The sequence below is a fragment of the Ekhidna sp. genome, assembly GCF_965247405.1.
In the GTDB taxonomy this organism is placed as follows: domain Bacteria; phylum Bacteroidota; class Bacteroidia; order Cytophagales; family Cyclobacteriaceae; genus Ekhidna.
The window spans coordinates 1,502,374-1,521,510 of sequence record NZ_OZ252014.1 but is presented as its reverse complement, the minus strand read 5'-3'; the positions used below and the strand labels follow the sequence as shown (position 1 = coordinate 1,521,510).

The following is a 19,137-nucleotide window of genomic DNA, read 5'->3' as shown; positions in this document are numbered from 1 at the left end:
GTACTTCACTCCCTATCCTTCACCTTAATTCCTTTTTCTATATACTCCCACACACTCGGGCTATTTTCATCGCCATATTTGTTTCTGCCTTTCCAGACATAGCTATGAAAGTCTTTCTCAAAAACAAGTTCACCAAATCTTTCATGATATTCATTTGAACCTGGATCACCTCCACTTTGAATGGTTAGTGTCCTTTTTTCTTCATTCCAACTTAGCTGATCAAATTGTATTTTGTGCCAGTTGCTAAACATCGAGATCATCTCAAATTGCTGGTCTTTCTTGTTGTAGTGGATAAGCCACAGGTATGTTCGCTGCTTGCCCGTAGATGATTTAGCTATTGCACTCAATTCGATATACGTACTATCCAGCGTGTAACTTCCAATTCGTGTGCTTTCTTCCCACCATGTTTTTTCTTTATTGTCCTCCCGGACCTCCCAGGTACCTATTAGAAATTCTAAGTCTTTGATAGAAGTTTCGAAAGTGTCTTGAGCTAAAACTGAATAGCTAAAAACAGTTAACCAGATGAGCGAGATTGTATTCTTCATCGTTTTTTAGACTATGATCAAATAAAATCAAGAACCCACCTAATAGATTAATTAATCAAACAGAAAAGATGATGTAAACTATTCAGAGCCTGGTAAACTCATCTTCTTAAATTCGGATGGCGATGAATCAACGTTTTTTCTAAAAGCAGTATTGAAAGAGGAGAGGGAATGAAAGCCACATTCGTAAGCGATGTATGCTATTTTATGATTGTCAAATTTCGGATCGGTCAATAATTCTTTTGCTTTTTCAATGCGGTAGCTGTTCGTGAAGTCCGTGAAGCTTTTATTCATGCTTTCACTGAAAAAACGAGACAACAAGTATTTCGGAATGGAGGTCAGTTCTGACAAAGCAGTGAGATTAAAATCACTTTGAAGGTAGGGTTTCTCATCTATCATCACTCGCTCGATTCGTTCTTTATGATGAGCTATTTGATCAGGTGTGAGATTAATATTTCTGTATTTCTTTTTGTCTCCCAGCGGAGTGAAAATTTCCTGATTAGAGAAGATTATAAAGCTGATTAGATAAATCACCGCAGCATAAATCACAGGACCTGTGATGTATGGATTCAATCCAAAGATGTAGTTAGTAAAATAGGAGATACAAAAAATAGAAACCCCAATGAACAGGTTCCGATACCACGGGAAATAGATTTTTTGTTCGCTATAAATGATCCACAAATAATATAAACTCAGGCCAAGGGAAAGGACAGTGTAATACAGAAGGGCGTGATATCCACCGACGTACCAAAAATTTGAAAGTGTAAGAAAGGGTGATGAGAAGAGGATCAATATCGCCGGTCCCAGGATTAATAACTGATGGAACATTTTCTTTAGTAAGGTTGACTTACGGGCGAAATAGATAACAAGGACAGGCCCTATGAATCCCTGAGCGGCGAAACCTATGTTCAGGAATAGTGGATAATTAATATCGAAGAAATACCAACCCACTGACTTGATCAATCGGACGGTGATAGCTAGAAGTAACAAGCTTAGCAAGAGACGCTCCTCAAACTGGATGTTTTTGGCAGAGAAGATATAGACTGCAAGAAAGAGGCTCTGTATGATCCCGGCGCAGCATACAATCAACAAAAGTGAATAGACATCCATAATGCTATTAAAACGCTAATTAATTAATAAGCCTAACAGATTAATTAATACGGAAGGCATGACTGAATAGATACCGTAAACTCACTTCCAGTAAATCTGAAATGAGTGAGTGTTTTAAGACACATATTTAATATTTCGAATGACGAATGGCGACCCGTTGTGGCCTCATTCTTTTATTTCTTCTTTTTAATGAGTAGCTATTTCATCCTCAGGCCTGTAAGGGATGAAATGGGGATCCAGGCAGGGGTTGACAACATGCAGTGGCTGTTTACCGGGACTTTTGTTGCCATGCTTTTGATCGTACCCGTTTTTGGGTATTTAATGAGGAAATTTTCCAGAGAGAAATTAATTCCAGGCATCTATGTCTTTTTTAGCCTCAATATTCTAGCCTTTTATTTCTTGTTCTCTTTTTTTAGTTCTCCACTTATTTCGGCCATTTTTTTTATATGGTTAAGTGTTTTTAATCTGTTTGTCATTTCTATTTTTTGGAGTTTTAATTCAGAAATATTTACTACAGATCAGGCTCAAAGATTATATGGCCCTATCGCAGCAGGAGGAAGCTCAGGCGCCATTTTCGGACCTATCATCACCTCTACTCTATCTGAGCAAATAGGAGTGACCAATCTCCTTTTGATTTCTGCATCCTTCCTGATACTAGCCACCTTTTTTCTTATTCAACTGATGAAATACGCTGAAGGACAGCCTGAAAGAAGAATCATTGCTCCAATCCAGGGAAGTGTATGGGAAGGGCTAAGGCTGGTTGCCAAATCTCAGTATTTGCGACATATTGGTTTGTTTATTCTCCTTTACACCAGCATCTCCACTTTTTTGTATTTTGAACAGGCCCATATTGTGTCGGAAGCATTTTCGGCTTCTGAAGATCGAACCTCGTACTTTGGATTCAGAGACCTGTTGGTTAATACCAGCACTTTAGTGCTTCAGTTTTTTGTAACCGAACGCCTTTTGCGAAAAGCTGGAATCATCTTTTGCCTGATGTTGGTGCCATTAGTGGCATCTCTTGGTTTTCTTTCTTTAGGAGTTAATCAGTCAGTGATGGTACTGTTAATTGTTCAGGTATTATACCGATCGCTCAATTTTTCTGTGCAGCGTCCATCACGAGAAGTACTGTTCACAAAAGTTAGCATTCAAGAAAAATACAACGCCAAGAATTTTATTGATACTGCTTTATACCGAGGAGGAGATGCGATCAGTGGATGGCTGTTTGCTATGATTGCTTCTGTGATTTCCTCATTACAAGTCATATCATTTCTGGTAATTCCTCTTTCACTCACATGGGCAATGATTGGATTCCGGTTAGGAAAATTCTTCAATGCTCGATCGATTAACTTAGATAAAAATGAAAAGCATGATGTCATCACGAAGAAAAGCGCTTAAGCAAATCGCAGCAGGATGTTTGGCCATGGGAATGCCTAAATTGTTGTTTTCGCAAACAGGTCAAATAATGAAACGTGCCATTCCATCCACAGGAGAAAAGGTGGGGGTTGTGGGGTTGGGGACTTGGCAAACCTTTGATGTTGGTAGTTCAGAGGCTTCACGCGAACCTCTAAAAGCAGTTCTAAAAGCGTTAGTCGCTGATGGAGGTAACGTCGTAGACTCATCCCCGATGTACGGTTCATCTGAACAGGTGGTTGGTGATTTGTCTGATGAACTTGGAATCGGTAAAGATCTATTTTACGCTACCAAGGTGTGGACGACAGGGCGACAGTCTGGCATTAATCAAATGAACGCATCGATGCGAAAAATGAAAGCTAGCCCAATGGATTTGATGCAGATTCACAATCTTCAGGACTGGAAAACACATATCAAAACACTTTACGATTGGAAGGACAAAGGACTTATCCGATATATTGGAATTACACATTATGTAGATAGTGCTCATGATGATTTGGAGCGAATTATCAAATCTGAAAGCATTGACTTTCTGCAGGTCAATTACTCCATCAATGATCGCAATGCAGAGAAATCATTGTTACCTGCCGCAAAAGATAATGGTGTTGCTGTCTTAACTAACAGACCCTACTCAGGTGGTTCATTATTCAGAAAAACAAAAGGACAAGAGTTGCCAGGATGGGCAGCTGAATTTGATTGTCAGAGTTGGGGGCAGTTCTTTCTGAAGTACTTATTGGCCAATGATGCCGTTACTTGTGTTATCCCGGGGACATCTAAGCCTCATCATATGAAAGATAATCTGAAAGCAGGCCTAGGAAAACTGCCTACCGAAGATCATCGAAAGAAAATGCGGGAATTAATGAGCTAAATTTTTCATGAAACCACCGCAGTAGCCTCTATCTCAATCAACATATCAGGTTCGATTAGTGACCTTACTTCCACCATCGTAGTAGCTGGTTTAATTTCTCCAAAAACCTCCCCATGAGCTTTTCCTATGGCTGCCCATTGGTCAATATCTGTTACGAACATCCGGGTTCTTATCACGTGCTCCATTTTTCCGCCGGCTTTTTCAATGGCCTCTTTGATGATTTCAAGGCATATTTTGGTTTGCTCATAGGCATTATCTCCGGCGGTTTTTCCATCACGAACAGGTGCTGTACCTGATACTTCGATGGTATTCCCAATTCGAACGGCTCTGGAATAGCCCACTTCATCTTCCCAGCGTGCTCCGGATGGAATATTTTGTCTCATGTATATAAAAATAAAAAAGTCCGATTCGAAAAACCGGACTTTCAAAGCTTTTATTCAAATAATAATCAGTTGTCTTTGTGAACATGCACATCCATTTGAGGGAAAGGAATATTCAATCCTACTTCGTTGAATTTATTGTAAATCCGCTCATTCATATCAAATTTCAACGGCCAGTAGTTTACTGCTTCCACCCACAACCTAACGGTGAAATTCACCGAGCTGTCTGCAAGCTCAGCCACAGCAATAAATGGTTCAGGATCATTTAAAATGCGATCATCGGCTTGGATCAATTCCATCAAAGTTTCCCTGGTTTTTGCGGTGCTATCGCCATACCCTATACCCACCGTAAGGTCCAATCTTCTTTTGGGCTCTGTAGAATAATTTGTAAGGGAGGAATTTGCCAACGGACCATTTGGGATGATGATTGTTTTATTATCCGGTGTTTTTAAAATCGTATGAAAAATCTGAATCGCATGAACCGTTCCTGAATGGTTTGGAGTATCAATCCAGTCACCTACTTTGAACGGCTTAATCAACAAAATAATGACACCTCCTGCGAAGTTTTGCAACGTTCCCTGAAGGGCAAGGCCCACTGCCAAACCAGCAGCACCAAGAACTGCTACAAAGCTGGTTGCTTCTATGCCTACCATTCCAATCACTGAAATGAAAAGCATGACTTTGAGCACAGCCGAGATCAGAGATTTCAAAAAAGGCCTAAGTGAAGGATCCACTTCCTTTCTTTGCATGGTCTTGCCCACACCCCTGGTTATTATCCCAATGATCCATAGCCCAATGACTAACGTGACAATTGCAGCGATTACTTTAGGTCCCCAGGTCATCACTATATCTAATGCCATTTGGGTGTATTTTGATGCTTCGGTAGTTACTTCTTCCATTTATTGTTAGGTTTTGAAATTCTAAAAATGTTATAAGAAAGATACGAAAAATGGTTGTTTCCGGACTTAGAACTCCCGCTCATGTAACACATCAGGGATTGTATTGTTCCGGATGGCTGGCGATTCATTAAAAAAGCTATTTTTGTCGAATTGCGAAAATCGAAAAACCTAATTCATGCGAGAACTTAATGATATACTTAATCAAATCGATGGTGCCATAGGAGGATCTTCCTGGTTCGTTTACTTGCTTCTCGGAACCGGACTTTTCTTTACGATCTACCTGAAATTTCCTCAAATTCGGTATTTCAGATTTGCCTTACGTGTCGTCAGAGGAAAATTTGATAAGGCTGATGATGAAGGCGATGCTTCACACTTTCAGGCACTGGCAACTGCCCTTTCAGGAACGGTTGGTACCGGAAATATTGGGGGAGTTGCATTAGCTGTACACCTGGGTGGACCAGCTGCGTTGTTTTGGATGCTTGTTACGGCGGTATTAGGTATGACAACCAAGTTTGTAGAGGTGACACTCTCGCATAAATATCGTGAAAAGGTGGGTGATGGAATTTCAGGTGGTCCGATGTACTACATGAAAAAGCGATTGAACATCACCACAAAATCAGGGAAGGTCATAAAGACGGGATACTTTCTCGGTGGTTTATTTGCAGTGGCAACAATCATGTCATCATTTGGAACAGGTAATCTGCCACAAATAAACAACATTGCAAATTCGGTGTTCACCACATTTGGTGTAGAACAATGGATAACAGGTGCGGTGCTGGCGGTTTTTCTCGCGGCAGTAATTCTTGGCGGAATTAAACGCATCGTGAAGGTGACGGAGAAAATTGTTCCGTTTATGGCTGTTGTTTATTTGATTGGAGCGCTTTCGGTAATTTTTTATAATGCAGGAAATATCCTGCCTTCGGTCATTGCAATTTTTGGTGATCTTTTCTCCGGGAGTGCTGCCATGGGCGGTTTCCTCGGAGCTAACCTGGCATTTGCCTTTAATAGAGGGGTGAATAGAGGGTTATTTTCAAATGAAGCCGGTCAAGGATCAGCACCAATTGCTCACTCCGCGGCACGTGCGCATGAGCCGGTATCGGAAGGAATGGTGGCAATTCTTGAGCCATTTATTGATACAATTATTATCTGTACGATTACCGGCCTGGTTCTTTTATCATCTGGAGCCTGGGCGAAGAAATACGAAAACGAACTTCAGTATTCAGATATCGTTGTTTTGGCCAACACCTACGACGAGAATAATGAAGCGGATCGACTGGCAGTAAAAAACCACCTGATTCAAGAGGAATCTGCACCGCTATTTACCGGTGATTTGAATATTTCAGAAGGAGTCATTCAAAATCCGGTAACAGTCATTGCTGCGGAATCTTTTGCGGAAAATGTGAGAATGTCCCTAAACGAGCAACCATACACAGGAACCATAGCAATAATCAATGGAAGCATATCTGGAGAAGTGGATGTGACAATAACTGGTAAATCACTTCTACATAGTGCGCCTTTGACAACTGTCGCATTTAATGAAGGGTTTTTTGGTGATTACGGTAAATACATCGTCTCGATTGGGTTGATCCTCTTTGCGTTCTCTACAGCGATTAGTTGGTCATACTATGGTGGGCGAGCCACCACCTACCTTTTTGGCACGAAGTATATTATTATATACAAAATCATTTATGTAGCTGGTTTTTTCATTGCGTCATTCGCTGATACTACAATTATCTGGACATTGGCAAACATCACCATTGCCTTGATGACCATTCCTAACCTTATAGGAATTCTAATCATGCATCGCGAGATGAAGCAGACAGTAGGAGATTATTGGAAGGACTTTAAACTGGAGTGGCCGGATGAAAAGACACCTGAATAAGGCATTAACATTTTTGATGTTCCTGCTTGTATTTCAGTGCAAGCAGGATCGATCTATTTCTCAAACAAACGAATCAGACATTACCAGTTTTTCTGAGCTAATTGAGGCGGTAAATCTTTCCGACTCTGCGGATCAACAAACAATGGTTAATCAATTTTTGGATTCGCTGAACGCTCCTTACATCGATGAAGACACTATTGTTTATTTTTTCTACCAGGGAGATGCTTCAAGCGTTCAAGTAGCCGGTGATTTCACTGGTTGGAATCCAGCTGGAAGAAATTTTACTCGGCTAAAGGACACTGACCTATGGTACCATAAGGAGGTTTTTGAGGATAATGCGAGACTTGACTACAAATTGGTGATTGATGGTTCCAATTGGATTTTGGATCCCAAGAATCCGAATCGCATTGGAGGGGGGTTCGGCCCAAATTCGGAATTAGCCATGCCTAAATACGAGCAACCGGAAGAAATAAAGTCAAGAGACGGTATTGATAAAGGGTCAATTTCAGAGTTTCAAATTACCAGTACCCATACAGGGAAGACTTATGATGTGCACGTTTACTTGCCGGCTTCTTATAATGAGTCGAATGAATATCCTGTTGCATACTTTCAAGACGGATCTGACTACCTCAATTTGGCAAGCACAAAGAATGTGTTAGATAACCTCATCGCCGATAACAAGATCACTCCAACGGTTGGTGTTTTTGTGGTACCAAATGATCGAAACATTGAGTATGCTTTTGATGATCGATTCAAATACACGGACTTTTTTGTCAATGAGTTGGTTCCGCACATAGATGGCAATTATGCTACCGCAGCGTCTGCTGCGTCAAGAGCCGTGATTGGAGATTCGTATGGAGGTAATATTTCAGCGATTATTGCTTTTCAAAACCCCGAAGTATTCGGGAATTGCGGCATTCATTCAGGCGCATTCCAGCCGAACAACTTTCATACCAATGGCATTGTCATGGATGGAGTGAATAAGGATATAAGAGTAGCAACCATCTGGGGAACCTATGAAGGAAGCTCACTACCTCCGAATATGCGAAAGGTGAAAGACAATCTCATCGAAAATGGCTATGATGTAACCTGGAAAGAACTTCCGGAAGGTCATAGCTGGGGACTCTGGAGAGCGACAACAGATGATATGTTGGTTTACTTTTTCCCGGCTAATTGACTAAAGTGACTGTTGCATTTTCTTTGGTAATTTCTGCTTGACTAATTGATAGGACTCATCTAGGATTTCTCGCCATTTGTTTTCAGGAATCATTCCAATATCTTCTACTGCTATCCATTTATACCTGGCCAGGTAGGGTGCAGCTTTCATCCCGGACTGGTGTTGCATTTTTTCAAAACCTTCATCACTAACTTTGAAAGATGCGGTGACAGGTGTTTGATCCAATCCAAAAATGGCAAACATTTTTTCGCCAACCATAAAAGTGAGGTGATCTCCCCACTTCATTCCTTCAGTTACTCCTGGTTTTTGAAGGCAATGGTCTCTAATTATTTCAATTTCCATATCTAGGGTTTCCTTCGGCAAAAGCTTTAAAGTCTTCCATGAAAGCTTGTGTTTGCTTCATAAAAGGCTTTTTTCCCATAAAGAAGGCCATTATTTTCATGAAACCTGAGAATTTGAATTCTGCCTCAGAAATCCATCGTGTCTTGCCATCTTCCTCCTTAAAATAGTTTTTTTGAATATTGACTACACCTTTAGTGGTGTAGTTCCCATGAAATTCATCTGGTAGCTGACGAAACGTAATCGTCTCTATCAGTTCCATTTTGCGATTCCCGAAATCATACTTGATGATTGATTCAGCGCCCGATTTTCCCGGCTCTCCCGAAACATGTTCAAAACTTTCAAATCCCTTTTGCCAGTATTTCATGTTGTCGGGGTTGTCAAATACCTTGATCACCTCATCCCGAGGCTTATCAATGACGACTTCACATGTATATTTCATAGTAGCTTGTTTAGGTCAATGATAGAATGACTCTTAAAAGTTAGAAAGTTTTTCTAAAAAATCACCTGAAAGTATGATCACTTCTTCTTGGAGGATTTCGCTTCTTTATTGAATTCCAAACATTGATCTACCCACACACCTAGCTCCTCGTCGTTATCCCAACCGGTTGGATTGACGAATAAATATCCATTCATGGGACGTTTGGTGAAATCCATCACTCGCGCACAGGGCTTATCTAAAAACCGCTGATATTCATGAGGCCCGACTCTGGCCATTAGGTCTTCTTTAATAACTCCAAGGCACATTTTATCATCGATCATCACACAAAGGCCACCCATCATCTTCACTTCCTCAAATGAGACTTTTCGATCATTTAATGCTTGTCGCAACTTATCTGCAAGGTGTTCATTGTAAGCCATTCCTAAATTTATTCAAATTGTCATGTGATAGAAGAAAAAAATGGTTGTTCAAATTTCGGTTGTCTTAAGATTATGTGCTTACCTACATTTGGCTCATGATTTCATCGCATCTATCATCTGACGAAATGTACCAGGCACTATTGGACAGAAATTCACACTATGAAGGAGTTTTTGTAGTAGGGGTGAAAACAACGGGTATTTTCTGCCGCCCAACCTGTTCGGCAAGAAAGCCAAAGTACGAAAACGTAGAGTTCTTTAAGAACACAAAAGAGGCTTTGTGCCATGGGTATAGAGCGTGCAAGGTCTGTAGACCTATGAAAAATTATCAATCCGCACCAGACTGGCTTATTCCACTCTTGAATGCTGTTGAGGAGAATCCGTCAAAAAAATGGAAAGACTATGAATTGAGTCAGCTTGGATTTAGTCCAAGCAGAGTAAGGAGGTATTTCAAAAAAACGCACGGTATTACTTTTCAAGCTTACTTACGCATGAGCAGAATCAATAACGCGTTCTCTAAAATCAAGGAAGGTCAAACAGTTACGCAATCTGCCTTTGAGCAGGGCTATGAATCTTTAAGTGGCTTTTCAGATACCTTTAAGAATATGACAGGATTTTCGCCGGGCAAACCGGGTCAAATTATAACGATCAACAGGATTGTAACACCTCTGGGTCCGATGATGATCGGTGTGACCGATGCAGGCCTTTGTCTCCTGGAATTTACAGATAGAAAAATGCTGGAAACGCAGATTGAAATCCTTAAGAAGCGTATGAAAACGGAGATGATCACTGGAAAACATCCGATGATTGATAAAGTAAGTGCACAACTAGATGAATATTTCAATGGGGAAAGAAAATCATTCGAGGTGCCGCTTGTGGTGCCGGGTACAGACTTTCAACAAAAAGTTTGGAATGCATTGGTTCAAATACCATACGGTGTAACACGCTCATACAAACAGCAAGCGGATGTGGTGGGAGATGTAAAAGCAGTGAGGGCTGTGGCAAGAGCCAATGGAGAGAATCACATCTCAATTATCATCCCGTGCCACCGCATCATTGGTTCTGATGGAAGTATCGTTGGATATGGAGGGGGTATCCATAGAAAACAATGGTTATTAAAACATGAGTTTGAAAATCATTGATTTTTTTCATGTTTTAGATCCTATTGAAAAAGCTTAATTATAGAGATCAGGAGTTACCTCAATTTTGAAAAGGTGAACTTCGTTTTTGTCCTTATATGAATAAATCATTGTTATCTGATTCTCTCTAAAAAATTTTAAATCTGGATTCGTTCGTATGTTGGTGATGATTCCTGGTTCAATATTGGATCGTAATTGTTCCAAATCAAGTTCTTCAATTGTATAGTTTACTAATGAATAATTGTATTGAAATTTATTATCAGGAAGAGTCACTGAATTTTCGAGTCTAGTTTCTGAGTCTACCATAATTGGGCAAGTTTTATTCAATTCACTTGCCATTTGCATCATGACTTTATCAAAGGATTGTTGCCCACCAAAGAGGTCTTGTACGTATATGCCAACTATACCGGCTATTATCGTCCCAAAAACGATACCTACTATATTCTTTTTATTCATTTTGGCAATTTAAATAATTCCAATTGAGTTTTTTGCAATGTACTTTTTTATCTATTTCAATTTTGGACTGCACCTTTGAGTGTTTGATCAGAACTCAACCTCAGCCTCAACCTGGGTGCTCAACAAATCCTCAATCGTCTCTCTTCTTCGTATCAAGTGTTCTTTGTCGTTAAGGATAAGCACCTCCGCTGGCCGAGGACGTGAGTTGTAGTTTGAAGACATTGTTGAGCAATACGCTCCGGCATTTTTAAAGACTAGCAGGTCACCTTTTCTAACTTCAGGAATGATCCTGTCCGAAGCAAAGGAATCTGTTTCACAGACATAGCCTACCACATTGTACACTTTCTTTTCTCCTTGTGGATTTGACAGGTTTTCAATGTGATGATAAGCATTGTAAAACATCGGCCGTATGAAGTGGTTGAAGCCAGTATCCAGACCCACAAACGTGCATGAGGTTGTTTGTTTGATCAGGTTGGCTTTGGCTACAAAGTATCCTGCATTGCTCACCATGTATTTCCCTGGTTCAAACTCGAGTGTGTACGTTTTTCCTTGCTTTTCGCAGAAGTCATTAAACGCCTTGCTGAACTTCTTTCCGAAACGATCAATGTTGGTGTGCAAATCATCTGGTTTGTAGGCCACCTTGAATCCACTACCAAAATCGATATGAGTGACCGTATCAAACTTTTCTACCACGGTGAAAACCAATTCCGCCGCTTTTATAAAAATATCAGCATCCAATATATCAGAGCCTGTATGCACGTGAACGCCCATCACGTTAATCCCCAGCTTTTTTACAATTCGCTCAATGTTGGGAACCTGGTGGATAGAAATCCCAAACTTCGAATCGATATGACCTACTGAAATATTCTGATTTCCACCAGCCATTAGGTGTGGGTTGATTCGGATGTAAATCGGAACATCAGGATGATTGATCCCAAAGTACTCCAGCGTATAGAGATTGTCTACATTGATTTTTACTCCTAGTTCAATGGCTTGTTCATATTCCTCAGTTGATATGTTATTCGGAGTGAAAAGAATATCCTCTGCCGGATAGCCTGCATGTAATCCTAAATGTACCTCTTCAATGGAAACACAATCCAATCCAGCTCCCATGGATCTGAACAATTTCAGAATGGCTTGATTATTCAGCGCTTTGCAGGCATAATGCACCTTTAGCTGATCCACCTTAAAAGCACTGGTAAATTTCTTATAGTTCTCCATCATTTGATTTGCATCGTAGATGTAAAGGGGGGAGCCATGATTTTCTGCGGCTTGGATCAGACTAGCATTTTCCATTCTAAAAATTTTACAAAAGGTTAAAACAAAAAAACCGAAGCTTTATGCTCCGGTCTTGAAATATTATTGGTTAAATAAAATCTATTCAATAGCCGGACCTACAGAAATCGTTTTGATTTCTTATCAGATTTTCTCTTTTTATCTGTCCAGCTTTTAAACATGGTGCCAAAAGTATTCAAAAAAATTAGTTTGTAGCAAATTCCCCTTTAAAACCTCCGGTCAGCTTCTCACCTCCATCCAGACTAAGGTTGAAGCTGACAGTGAAGTTGGGGCTAGATCCACTCAGCTTGATCGTTCCTCCAGATACAGTATATGTGTTTTCTCCGGCTTCAATTAGCTGAATGAAGAAGACTTTTCCGGCATCCGGACTTAATACATCACCTTCACTATAATCACCAGAAGATAAACCTCCGCTTCCCAAAGAAGCCAGACTAAAAATAATTCTAACATCTGAGCTAGTGGAAATTGAGAATGAACTCCCAGAAATAGAAACACTTGCATCGGATAGAGCAAATGCTCCTTCTGTAATTCCTTCTGTTTCGCCAAAGTCAATAAAGCCGCCATTGGCAATATCGAATGTTTGATCACCGATGGTAATTTGATTATTTACTGTTACACCATCATCACTGCCACATGAAGTGATGATTAGGATAGAGAGTATTGAAATAGATAATAATAGCTGTTTCATTATGCTTTTTTCTTAAAGTTAATTCTTACTTAGCAAAAGCCACTGCGCGTGTTTCTCTTATCACCGTTACTTTTATTTGTCCGGGGTATTGCATGTCTTTCTCTATTTTCTGAGAAATATTGAAAGAAAGATCACTCGCCTGCTTATCGTCCACATTTTCAGCATCCACAAGCACTCTGAGTTCACGACCTGCCTGAATGGCATAGCATTTATTCACACCATCGAAATTCAGGGCAATCCCCTCAAGATCTTTCAGTCGTTTCAGGTATTGCTCCATAATCTCCCGTCGAGCTCCTGGTCTGGAGCCTGAGATTGCATCACAAGCTTGAACAATTGGAGAAATCATGGAAGTCATTTCAATCTCATCGTGGTGAGCTCCAATGGCGTTGCATACTTCTGCATTTTCTTTAAACTTCTGGGCCAGTTCCATTCCAATAATGGCATGAGGCTTCTCAGGTTCATCTGGCCAAACCTTTCCGATATCATGGAGTAGTCCTGCTCGTTTTGCAAGTTTCGGATTTAGCCCAAGCTCAGAAGCTAACGTAGCACAAAGGTTGGCAACCTCTCTGGAATGCTGAAGCAGGTTCTGACCGTAGGATGATCTGAATCGCATGCGTCCCACCATTTTAATCAACTCAGGATGCAATCCATGAATGCCCAGATCAATAACTGTGCGCTCTCCAATCTCCACGATTTCATCGCCAATATTCTTGGAGGTTTTATTTACAATTTCTTCAATTCTGGCCGGGTGAATCCTTCCATCCTGAACCAGGCGATGAAGAGAAAGTCTTGCTATCTCCCTCCGTACAGGATCGAATCCGGAAATAATGATTGCCTCTGGGGTATCATCCACAATGATTTCTACGCCGGTTGCCGCTTCAAGTGCTCGAATATTTCTTCCCTCACGACCGATGATTTTTCCTTTGATATCATCGCTTTCGATATTGAAAACCGAGACCGTGTTTTCAATGGCATGCTCTGTGGCAGTTCGCTGAATTGCCTCAATCACAACTTTTTTAGCCTCTTTGGTGGCAGTCATTTTAGCCTCCTCTACAATTTCTTTGATGTGAGCGGATGCGCTTGTTCGGGCTTCATCTTTTAGTGCCTCCATCAATTGTGCTTTGGCTTCATCCGCAGGAAGGTTGGCGGCTTTTTCCAGAATAGCCACTTGCTGTTTTTGCATTTTTTCAAATTCCTCTTTTCGCTGACGTGCGATTTCCATCTGATTGGAGAGGGTTTCCTTTAGGCTGTTTAACTCATCTTCCTTTCGCTTTGCCTGTTCAAACTGCTTATTCAGATTAGACTCTTTCTGTTTGAGCTTTTGTTCGTTGGAAATGATGATGTTTTTCTTACGAGCAGCCTCTTCCTCAAAATCACTTCTTAGCTTGAACAGTTCTTCTTTGCCTTCGTGAATTTTATCTTTCTTGATGCTTTCTGCCGTAACCTTTGCCTCTTTCAGGATTAGCTTACTTTGCTCTTCAGCCTCCTTAACTTTTTTACCGGCACTTTTGCCTTGTAGCGCCCGCCCGATAAGCAAGCCCACTACAGCTCCTGCTATGCTAGCGATTACAATTAATATTGTGGTGTCCATCTGTGTGTATTTGAGTGATTCAAATAACAGGACAGTCATCAGGTGTGTCTAAATCAAGGGCGATATAATCAGATCGAGTTGGTTATGAGCTGGTTCAATTTTGAAATTTCGCCGAGTGCGAAATCATCGGAGGCTTCCGAGGATTCTTCTCGTTTTAGTTTCTCTACCAGACAATCAAAAGCTACCATTGCTACCAAATCTTGAGTATCATCGATACCGAACTGGTTTTGGTAATTTTTTATTTTCTCGTTTAACAATTTCCCTGCTCTTCTAATCCGTTCTTCATCCTCCGCTTTCACTCTCATGGGATACTCCCTGTTCCCAATTCTGATTTTTATGGATAGTTCTGCCACTCGGATTTCATTTAATTATTCTGCCAAATGGGCAATACATTTATCTATCTCCTTGATGTAGCCATCTATCGTCTCCTTCAGCTGTGCCGAATCCCCATCACTGACTACCTTGTTATTTACTAGTTTATTTATTTTCATCTGATCCTGAAATGAATTCAAGCTTGCCTGCTGGCTATCTATCTTCTCTTTCAGGGTGCCATTCTCTTCTCTGGTGTAATTCAATTCATCTTTCAAGCGCTTATTTTCATTAAGCACCAGTTGAATTTTTCGTTCCAGATTCTGAAACTCACGATATAATTTCTCGCTTGGCATCTTATTTTCTAATGACTGCACCGAGCTCTTTTTCGTAAAGACTCATCAGCGCATTCATACTCTTATCTATCTGTTTATCTGTTAAAGTTTTGAATTTATCTTGAAGAAAAAAACTAATTGCGTAAGCTTTTTTTCCTTTTTCGATCTTATCCCCCTCGTACACGCTAAAAAGGTTCATTCTGTTCAATAATTTCTTCTCCTGTCTGAAGGCAAGTTGTTGGATGTCAGCGTAAGATACACTTTTGTCCAGCACCAATGAAAGGTCTCTTTTTACCTCAGGAAATTTCGGGATCGGCTCGTACGCAATGTCTGATTTATAAACGTCAAGCACTGCTTCCCAGTCAAGCTGTGCATGAAACACATCCTGCTTGATTCCATTAATGGAAACCAGTTCTTTTTTCAGTTTACCAAGCAAACCGAGCATTTTACCCTCTCTCTTAATTACCACACCGTAATCATACAGTGTTCCTTTTTCTGAAGGAACGATCTCCGTTTTTCGGATGCCGGCATATTTTAGCATACCCATCACCGTGGTGCTTAGATCATAGAAAGAATTCATCCTTGGTTCATCCAGCCAGTTTTCTTCCATGGTGTTCCCCGTCAGATAAAAAGACAGCCATTCGGTTTCCTTGTATTCTTCATTTTCCTTTTTATAGGATCGTCCAAATTCAAAGAACTTAAGGTTAGGATTTCTGCGGTTGATGTTGTAAGCAACAGACTCCAGAGCAGTATATACCGGAGATGTTTTCATGATTGTTAATTCTTCGCTGGAAGGGTTCAGCATTTCAACCGGCTCACCGCCCAAAGGAAATTTCTCATGATATTTAGGGTTGGTCAGTGAGTTTGTAAGGATTTCAGAGTACCCATTTCCAGCTAAAAACCTGGAAAGGTCTTCCTGCACGCGGTATGGTTCAAATTCATTGAACTCAGCCAGGTAGTCAGCTGAGAAGTCTTCGTCCAGTTCTACTTCATTGAATCCATAGATTCGAAGCACTTCTTCTACCAAATCGGCAGGGCGTGTCACATCGCTTCGATAAGCAGGGACGATAGCTTTAAATCCTTTTTCAGTCACGGTTTCTGTCTTGATATCCAACCAGTTTAGAATGTCAAGGATTAGTTTATGATCCAACGATTTACCTATTATCCAGTGGAAATTCTGAAAAGTGATTTCAATCTCCTTTTTCTTGATTGGCTCTGGGTAGATGTCAACTACTTCGGATGAAACCTTTCCCCCAGTCAATTCCAGAATTAACTTTGAGGCAAGCTTTAGTGCCTCTACTGTCATTTCAGGATCAGTACCTCGCTCGTATCTAAATGATGCGTCTGTGGAAAGTGTATGACGTTGTGCAGTGGCTCTCACCCAATCCGCAGAGAAATATGCACTTTCAAGAAAAATATTTTTAGTTGCTTCGGTGACACCCGACCGGATACCTCCAAATACACCTGCTATGCACATGCCTTCGCTATTTCCATTACAGATCATCAGATCCTTTTCGTGTAACTCTCTTTCCTTTTCGTCAAGCGTAGTGAATTTGGTCTTAGAAGGGAGCGTTTTCACCAGAACCTTGTTTCCATCAATCTTATCCGCATCGAATGCATGCATGGGCTGGCCAATCGCATGGCACACGTAATTGGTAATGTCTACAATGTTATTGATCGGTTCTAAGCCAATTGATCGAAGCTTCCACTGTAGCCAGTCTGGTGAAGCTTTTACTTCTACTCCACGAATGGTGATTCCGGAATATCGAGGGCATGCTTCGGTGTTTTCAACCACTACCTCAATGGGTTGGTCTACTTCTATTTTGAGTTCCTTGGTTTCAGGTAAGTTTAATTCCTTTCTAAAGTATGCTTTTAGATCCCTTGCGGCACCCATATGAGAAGTGGCATCTCCTCGGTTTGGAGTTAGCCCGATTTCAAACACGTGATCCTCACCGGTTTCAAAGAGCTCGATTGCAGGTGTGCCATTGGGTTTATTTGTGTCCAGCACCATAATACCATCATGGTTGTTGCCCAGACCTAGTTCATCCTCAGCGCAGATCATCCCTTCAGAAACTTCTCCTCTGATCTTCGCTTTCTTGATTTTGAATGGCTCTCCTTTGGCAGGGTGAATGGTTGAGTTTACTGTGGCTACCAGCACTTTTTGTCCGACTGCTACATTTGGAGCACCACAGACGATATCTGATGGTTCACCAGCACCGATATCTACTTTGGTTACTTTCAGCTTGTCTGCATTTGGGTGTTTCTCACAAGAAATGACTTCACCCACAACAATCCCATTCAATCCACCTGGAATTTTCTCTACCTTTTCAATGCCTTCAACCTCCAGTCCCGTCTGGGTTAGGATGTCTCCGAGTTGTTCCGGCGTTTCTTTAAAGTTGATGTATTCTTTCAGCCAATTGTATGAAATCTTCATTCTTGCTCTTGTCTCTGAATTAAGTGAGCAAAAATAAGGAATCTGCTAAGCTGTGGGTTGAGTTTGAGCGCCTAATACGGATAATTCTTTTCCCCGGCTTCAATTGCCACATCCAAAAGGTTTTCGCGAGGTGGGAGTGGACAGGTGAAGTCATCAAAGTAGGCACAATAAGGATTATAGGCTTTGTTAAAATCCAGTGTAACCTGATCTGATTTTCCTATTACTACATCGAGGTAACGGCCGCCCCCGTAGGTAGTGTCTCCACTCGTACCGTCACCGAATGCTAGTAAGTATTGGTTTCCGAATCCCAGTGCTTTTAAAATAAGTAGTGAGCAGGACTGACCCTTGATTTTGAAATTCACATCTGCGAATTTGATATAAGTGCTTGTAGTGCCATCACTGTTGCCCAGTTTAAGCGTTTCTCGCTTAGAATATCTATTCAATGTACCATTTACCTTGTATTCCGGATTTGGTGAGAAATACTCAACCAATCTATACTCAACATCTTTTTGGACAAAAGGGCTTGCCTCTGACGTTTTAAAGAAGTCATGTCTATCCTCCCAAAATTGCGTGATCTCAAGAATGTAGCTTTCCTCGTTCCCTCCAGAGCGGGTCATAAAGAAGACAACTAATGCAATTGGGATGAGAATTAGCCAGGCTTTTTTCATACTCACAAATTTAGCTAAGCTCCTTACAAAAGCCCCTCATCAGCAAAGCTGAAAAATGAATGATCCGTTATGATCAGGTGGTCAAGAACCGAGATATCGAGCGACCTCCCGGCTTCTTTTAGGCGCTTTGTCAGATTGATATCTTCCTGGCTGGGCTTGATGTTACCACTAGGATGATTGTGAGCAAGGATGAGTCCGCTGGCAGTTTCCTCAAGTGCTCTTTTGAAAATGATCTTTGCATCCACAACAGTTCCTGAAACACCACCCCGGCTAAGCATTTCTTTTTTGATGACTTCATTGTTTCTTTTCAGTAGGAGCAGCCAGAACTCCTCGTGATTCAAATCCATCAAATCACCATGGAGTAACTGAAATGCATCGTCTGATGATGTTATTCTTACTCTTTTCGAAGGTTCAGATTCCTTTCGTCTTCTACCTAGTTCAAGACCTGCTACAATGGAGATCGCTTTAGCCTCACCAATTCCTTTGAATTTTTGTAAATCCTTCACAGATAGTCTAGCTAGGTTGGCCAGGTTATTTTCACACTGTCTGAGTATGTGCTGTGAGAGCTCCACAGCCGTTTGTTCGGTATTACCTGACCCAATGAGTATAGCGATGAGTTCAGCCTCTGAAAGTGAAGCCTTTCCTTTTAAAAGGAGCTTTTCCCTCGGGCGATCTTCTTCTGCCCAGCTCTTTATCGTCAAACGGTTGTATTCCATACTGAGTCTAAAATAATACCTTCATTGCAAACGCCCTTTG

Annotated in this window: 21 protein-coding genes; 5 read left to right on the top strand and 16 right to left on the bottom strand. The window is 41.0% G+C overall.

Annotated features, from left to right (window positions below; all coding sequences use genetic code 11):
- Positions 1 to 5: 5 nt before the first annotated feature.
- Together ACP14Y_RS06835 and ACP14Y_RS06830 are read right to left on the bottom strand one after the other, a co-directional pair.
- Positions 6 to 545 carry a hypothetical protein gene (locus tag ACP14Y_RS06835; RefSeq protein ID WP_424962212.1) on the bottom strand — a complete coding sequence of 180 codons (540 nt, stop codon included), beginning with the start codon at positions 543 to 545 and terminating at the stop codon, positions 6 to 8.
- 78 nt (positions 546 to 623) lie between these two features.
- Positions 624 to 1,652, bottom strand: coding sequence for a helix-turn-helix domain-containing protein (locus tag ACP14Y_RS06830; RefSeq protein ID WP_424962211.1), 1,029 nt, complete (start codon positions 1,650 to 1,652; stop codon positions 624 to 626).
- Between the two features lie 105 nt (positions 1,653 to 1,757).
- Here ACP14Y_RS06830 and ACP14Y_RS06825 point away from each other — a divergent pair, with 105 nt between their 5' ends.
- Positions 1,758 to 3,047 (top strand): NTP/NDP exchange transporter, encoded by a 1,290-nt coding sequence (locus ACP14Y_RS06825; RefSeq protein WP_424962210.1) that lies wholly within the window; start codon positions 1,758 to 1,760, stop codon positions 3,045 to 3,047.
- Positions 3,010 to 3,930: an aldo/keto reductase gene (locus ACP14Y_RS06820; protein WP_424962209.1), complete on the top strand. Its 921-nt coding sequence runs from the start codon at positions 3,010 to 3,012 to the stop codon at positions 3,928 to 3,930. The genes ACP14Y_RS06825 and ACP14Y_RS06820 overlap by 38 nt, the downstream gene beginning before the upstream one ends.
- Before the next feature lie 5 nt (positions 3,931 to 3,935).
- Here ACP14Y_RS06820 and ACP14Y_RS06815 read toward each other — a convergent pair whose 3' ends face one another.
- Together ACP14Y_RS06815 and ACP14Y_RS06810 are read right to left on the bottom strand one after the other, a co-directional pair.
- Positions 3,936 to 4,313, bottom strand: a complete 378-nt coding sequence (locus ACP14Y_RS06815; protein ID WP_424962208.1) for a RidA family protein — start codon at positions 4,311 to 4,313, stop codon at positions 3,936 to 3,938.
- 65 nt (positions 4,314 to 4,378) lie between these two features.
- Positions 4,379 to 5,209 carry a mechanosensitive ion channel family protein gene (locus ACP14Y_RS06810; protein WP_424962207.1) on the bottom strand — a complete coding sequence of 277 codons (831 nt, stop codon included), beginning with the start codon at positions 5,207 to 5,209 and terminating at the stop codon, positions 4,379 to 4,381.
- Between the two features lie 175 nt (positions 5,210 to 5,384).
- Between ACP14Y_RS06810 and ACP14Y_RS06805 the strand changes: the two genes are divergently transcribed.
- Together ACP14Y_RS06805 and ACP14Y_RS06800 are read left to right on the top strand one after the other, a co-directional pair.
- Complete coding sequence (locus ACP14Y_RS06805) at positions 5,385 to 7,091, top strand: alanine/glycine:cation symporter family protein (RefSeq protein WP_424962206.1); 1,707 nt, start codon at positions 5,385 to 5,387, stop codon at positions 7,089 to 7,091.
- The gene (locus tag ACP14Y_RS06800) at positions 7,072 to 8,268 is read left to right on the top strand and encodes an alpha/beta hydrolase-fold protein (protein ID WP_424962205.1); all 1,197 of its coding nucleotides are present in this window, start codon (positions 7,072 to 7,074) and stop codon (positions 8,266 to 8,268) included. Before ACP14Y_RS06805 ends, ACP14Y_RS06800 begins: the two co-directional genes overlap by 20 nt.
- Here the strand turns inward: ACP14Y_RS06800 and ACP14Y_RS06795 are convergent, their stop codons facing one another.
- The 3 genes from ACP14Y_RS06795 to ACP14Y_RS06785 form a co-directional block, all read right to left on the bottom strand.
- Complete coding sequence (locus tag ACP14Y_RS06795) at positions 8,269 to 8,610, bottom strand: MmcQ/YjbR family DNA-binding protein (protein ID WP_424962204.1); 342 nt, start codon at positions 8,608 to 8,610, stop codon at positions 8,269 to 8,271.
- Complete coding sequence (locus tag ACP14Y_RS06790) at positions 8,600 to 9,049, bottom strand: SRPBCC family protein (RefSeq protein ID WP_424962203.1); 450 nt, start codon at positions 9,047 to 9,049, stop codon at positions 8,600 to 8,602. Before ACP14Y_RS06790 ends, ACP14Y_RS06795 begins: the two co-directional genes overlap by 11 nt.
- 77 nt (positions 9,050 to 9,126) lie before the next feature.
- The gene (locus ACP14Y_RS06785; RefSeq protein ID WP_424962202.1) at positions 9,127 to 9,468 is read right to left on the bottom strand and encodes a TfoX/Sxy family protein; all 342 of its coding nucleotides are present in this window, start codon (positions 9,466 to 9,468) and stop codon (positions 9,127 to 9,129) included.
- A gap of 95 nt (positions 9,469 to 9,563) precedes the next feature.
- Here ACP14Y_RS06785 and ACP14Y_RS06780 point away from each other — a divergent pair, with 95 nt between their 5' ends.
- On the top strand, positions 9,564 to 10,607 hold the full coding sequence (locus ACP14Y_RS06780; RefSeq protein ID WP_424962201.1) for a bifunctional transcriptional activator/DNA repair enzyme AdaA: 1,044 nt from the start codon (positions 9,564 to 9,566) through the stop codon (positions 10,605 to 10,607).
- 33 nt (positions 10,608 to 10,640) lie between these two features.
- On the opposite strand, the gene ACP14Y_RS06775 is transcribed toward ACP14Y_RS06780, so the two are convergent.
- From ACP14Y_RS06775 to radC, 9 genes are all read right to left on the bottom strand, one after another.
- The gene (locus ACP14Y_RS06775; protein ID WP_424962200.1) at positions 10,641 to 11,060 is read right to left on the bottom strand and encodes a hypothetical protein; all 420 of its coding nucleotides are present in this window, start codon (positions 11,058 to 11,060) and stop codon (positions 10,641 to 10,643) included.
- 87 nt (positions 11,061 to 11,147) lie between these two features.
- The gene (gene lysA, locus ACP14Y_RS06770; RefSeq protein ID WP_424962199.1) at positions 11,148 to 12,356 is read right to left on the bottom strand and encodes a diaminopimelate decarboxylase; all 1,209 of its coding nucleotides are present in this window, start codon (positions 12,354 to 12,356) and stop codon (positions 11,148 to 11,150) included.
- A 184-nt stretch (positions 12,357 to 12,540) separates the two neighbouring features.
- Positions 12,541 to 13,044 (bottom strand): hypothetical protein, encoded by a 504-nt coding sequence (locus ACP14Y_RS06765; RefSeq protein ID WP_424962198.1) that lies wholly within the window; start codon positions 13,042 to 13,044, stop codon positions 12,541 to 12,543.
- 25 nt (positions 13,045 to 13,069) lie between these two features.
- Positions 13,070 to 14,635 carry a ribonuclease Y gene (rny, locus tag ACP14Y_RS06760; protein ID WP_424962197.1) on the bottom strand — a complete coding sequence of 522 codons (1,566 nt, stop codon included), beginning with the start codon at positions 14,633 to 14,635 and terminating at the stop codon, positions 13,070 to 13,072.
- 68 nt (positions 14,636 to 14,703) lie between these two features.
- The gene (locus ACP14Y_RS06755; RefSeq protein WP_089357509.1) at positions 14,704 to 14,988 is read right to left on the bottom strand and encodes a cell division protein ZapA; all 285 of its coding nucleotides are present in this window, start codon (positions 14,986 to 14,988) and stop codon (positions 14,704 to 14,706) included.
- A 15-nt stretch (positions 14,989 to 15,003) separates the two neighbouring features.
- On the bottom strand, positions 15,004 to 15,300 hold the full coding sequence (locus ACP14Y_RS06750) for a hypothetical protein (RefSeq protein ID WP_424962196.1): 297 nt from the start codon (positions 15,298 to 15,300) through the stop codon (positions 15,004 to 15,006).
- A 1-nt stretch (position 15,301) separates the two neighbouring features.
- Positions 15,302 to 17,713 (bottom strand): phenylalanine--tRNA ligase subunit beta, encoded by a 2,412-nt coding sequence (gene pheT, locus ACP14Y_RS06745; protein WP_424962195.1) that lies wholly within the window; start codon positions 17,711 to 17,713, stop codon positions 15,302 to 15,304.
- 71 nt (positions 17,714 to 17,784) lie between these two features.
- The gene (locus tag ACP14Y_RS06740) at positions 17,785 to 18,381 is read right to left on the bottom strand and encodes a DUF1684 domain-containing protein (RefSeq protein ID WP_424962194.1); all 597 of its coding nucleotides are present in this window, start codon (positions 18,379 to 18,381) and stop codon (positions 17,785 to 17,787) included.
- Between the two features lie 23 nt (positions 18,382 to 18,404).
- Positions 18,405 to 19,097 carry a RadC family protein gene (radC, locus tag ACP14Y_RS06735; protein ID WP_424962193.1) on the bottom strand — a complete coding sequence of 231 codons (693 nt, stop codon included), beginning with the start codon at positions 19,095 to 19,097 and terminating at the stop codon, positions 18,405 to 18,407.
- Positions 19,098 to 19,137: the final 40 nt, after the last annotated feature.

Excerpts from the sequence above, each read along its gene's own strand:
- ACP14Y_RS06835 (WP_424962212.1), bottom strand. The coding sequence starts at position 545 with ATGAAGAATACAATCTCGCTCATCTGGTTAACTGTTTTTAGCTATTCA.
- ACP14Y_RS06830 (WP_424962211.1), bottom strand. The coding sequence starts at position 1,652 with ATGGATGTCTATTCACTTTTGTTGATTGTATGCTGCGCCGGGATCATA.
- ACP14Y_RS06820 (WP_424962209.1), top strand. The coding sequence starts at position 3,010 with ATGAAAAGCATGATGTCATCACGAAGAAAAGCGCTTAAGCAAATCGCA.
- ACP14Y_RS06815 (WP_424962208.1), bottom strand. The coding sequence starts at position 4,313 with ATGAGACAAAATATTCCATCCGGAGCACGCTGGGAAGATGAAGTGGGC.
- ACP14Y_RS06810 (WP_424962207.1), bottom strand. The coding sequence starts at position 5,209 with ATGGAAGAAGTAACTACCGAAGCATCAAAATACACCCAAATGGCATTA.
- ACP14Y_RS06805 (WP_424962206.1), top strand. The coding sequence starts at position 5,385 with ATGCGAGAACTTAATGATATACTTAATCAAATCGATGGTGCCATAGGA.
- ACP14Y_RS06800 (WP_424962205.1), top strand. The coding sequence starts at position 7,072 with ATGAAAAGACACCTGAATAAGGCATTAACATTTTTGATGTTCCTGCTT.
- ACP14Y_RS06795 (WP_424962204.1), bottom strand. The coding sequence starts at position 8,610 with ATGGAAATTGAAATAATTAGAGACCATTGCCTTCAAAAACCAGGAGTA.
- ACP14Y_RS06790 (WP_424962203.1), bottom strand. The coding sequence starts at position 9,049 with ATGAAATATACATGTGAAGTCGTCATTGATAAGCCTCGGGATGAGGTG.
- ACP14Y_RS06785 (WP_424962202.1), bottom strand. The coding sequence starts at position 9,468 with ATGGCTTACAATGAACACCTTGCAGATAAGTTGCGACAAGCATTAAAT.
- ACP14Y_RS06780 (WP_424962201.1), top strand. The coding sequence starts at position 9,564 with ATGATTTCATCGCATCTATCATCTGACGAAATGTACCAGGCACTATTG.
- ACP14Y_RS06775 (WP_424962200.1), bottom strand. The coding sequence starts at position 11,060 with ATGAATAAAAAGAATATAGTAGGTATCGTTTTTGGGACGATAATAGCC.
- lysA (WP_424962199.1), bottom strand. The coding sequence starts at position 12,356 with ATGGAAAATGCTAGTCTGATCCAAGCCGCAGAAAATCATGGCTCCCCC.
- ACP14Y_RS06765 (WP_424962198.1), bottom strand. The coding sequence starts at position 13,044 with ATGAAACAGCTATTATTATCTATTTCAATACTCTCTATCCTAATCATC.
- rny (WP_424962197.1), bottom strand. The coding sequence starts at position 14,635 with ATGGACACCACAATATTAATTGTAATCGCTAGCATAGCAGGAGCTGTA.
- ACP14Y_RS06750 (WP_424962196.1), bottom strand. The coding sequence starts at position 15,300 with ATGCCAAGCGAGAAATTATATCGTGAGTTTCAGAATCTGGAACGAAAA.
- pheT (WP_424962195.1), bottom strand. The coding sequence starts at position 17,713 with ATGAAGATTTCATACAATTGGCTGAAAGAATACATCAACTTTAAAGAA.
- ACP14Y_RS06740 (WP_424962194.1), bottom strand. The coding sequence starts at position 18,381 with ATGAAAAAAGCCTGGCTAATTCTCATCCCAATTGCATTAGTTGTCTTC.
- radC (WP_424962193.1), bottom strand. The coding sequence starts at position 19,097 with ATGGAATACAACCGTTTGACGATAAAGAGCTGGGCAGAAGAAGATCGC.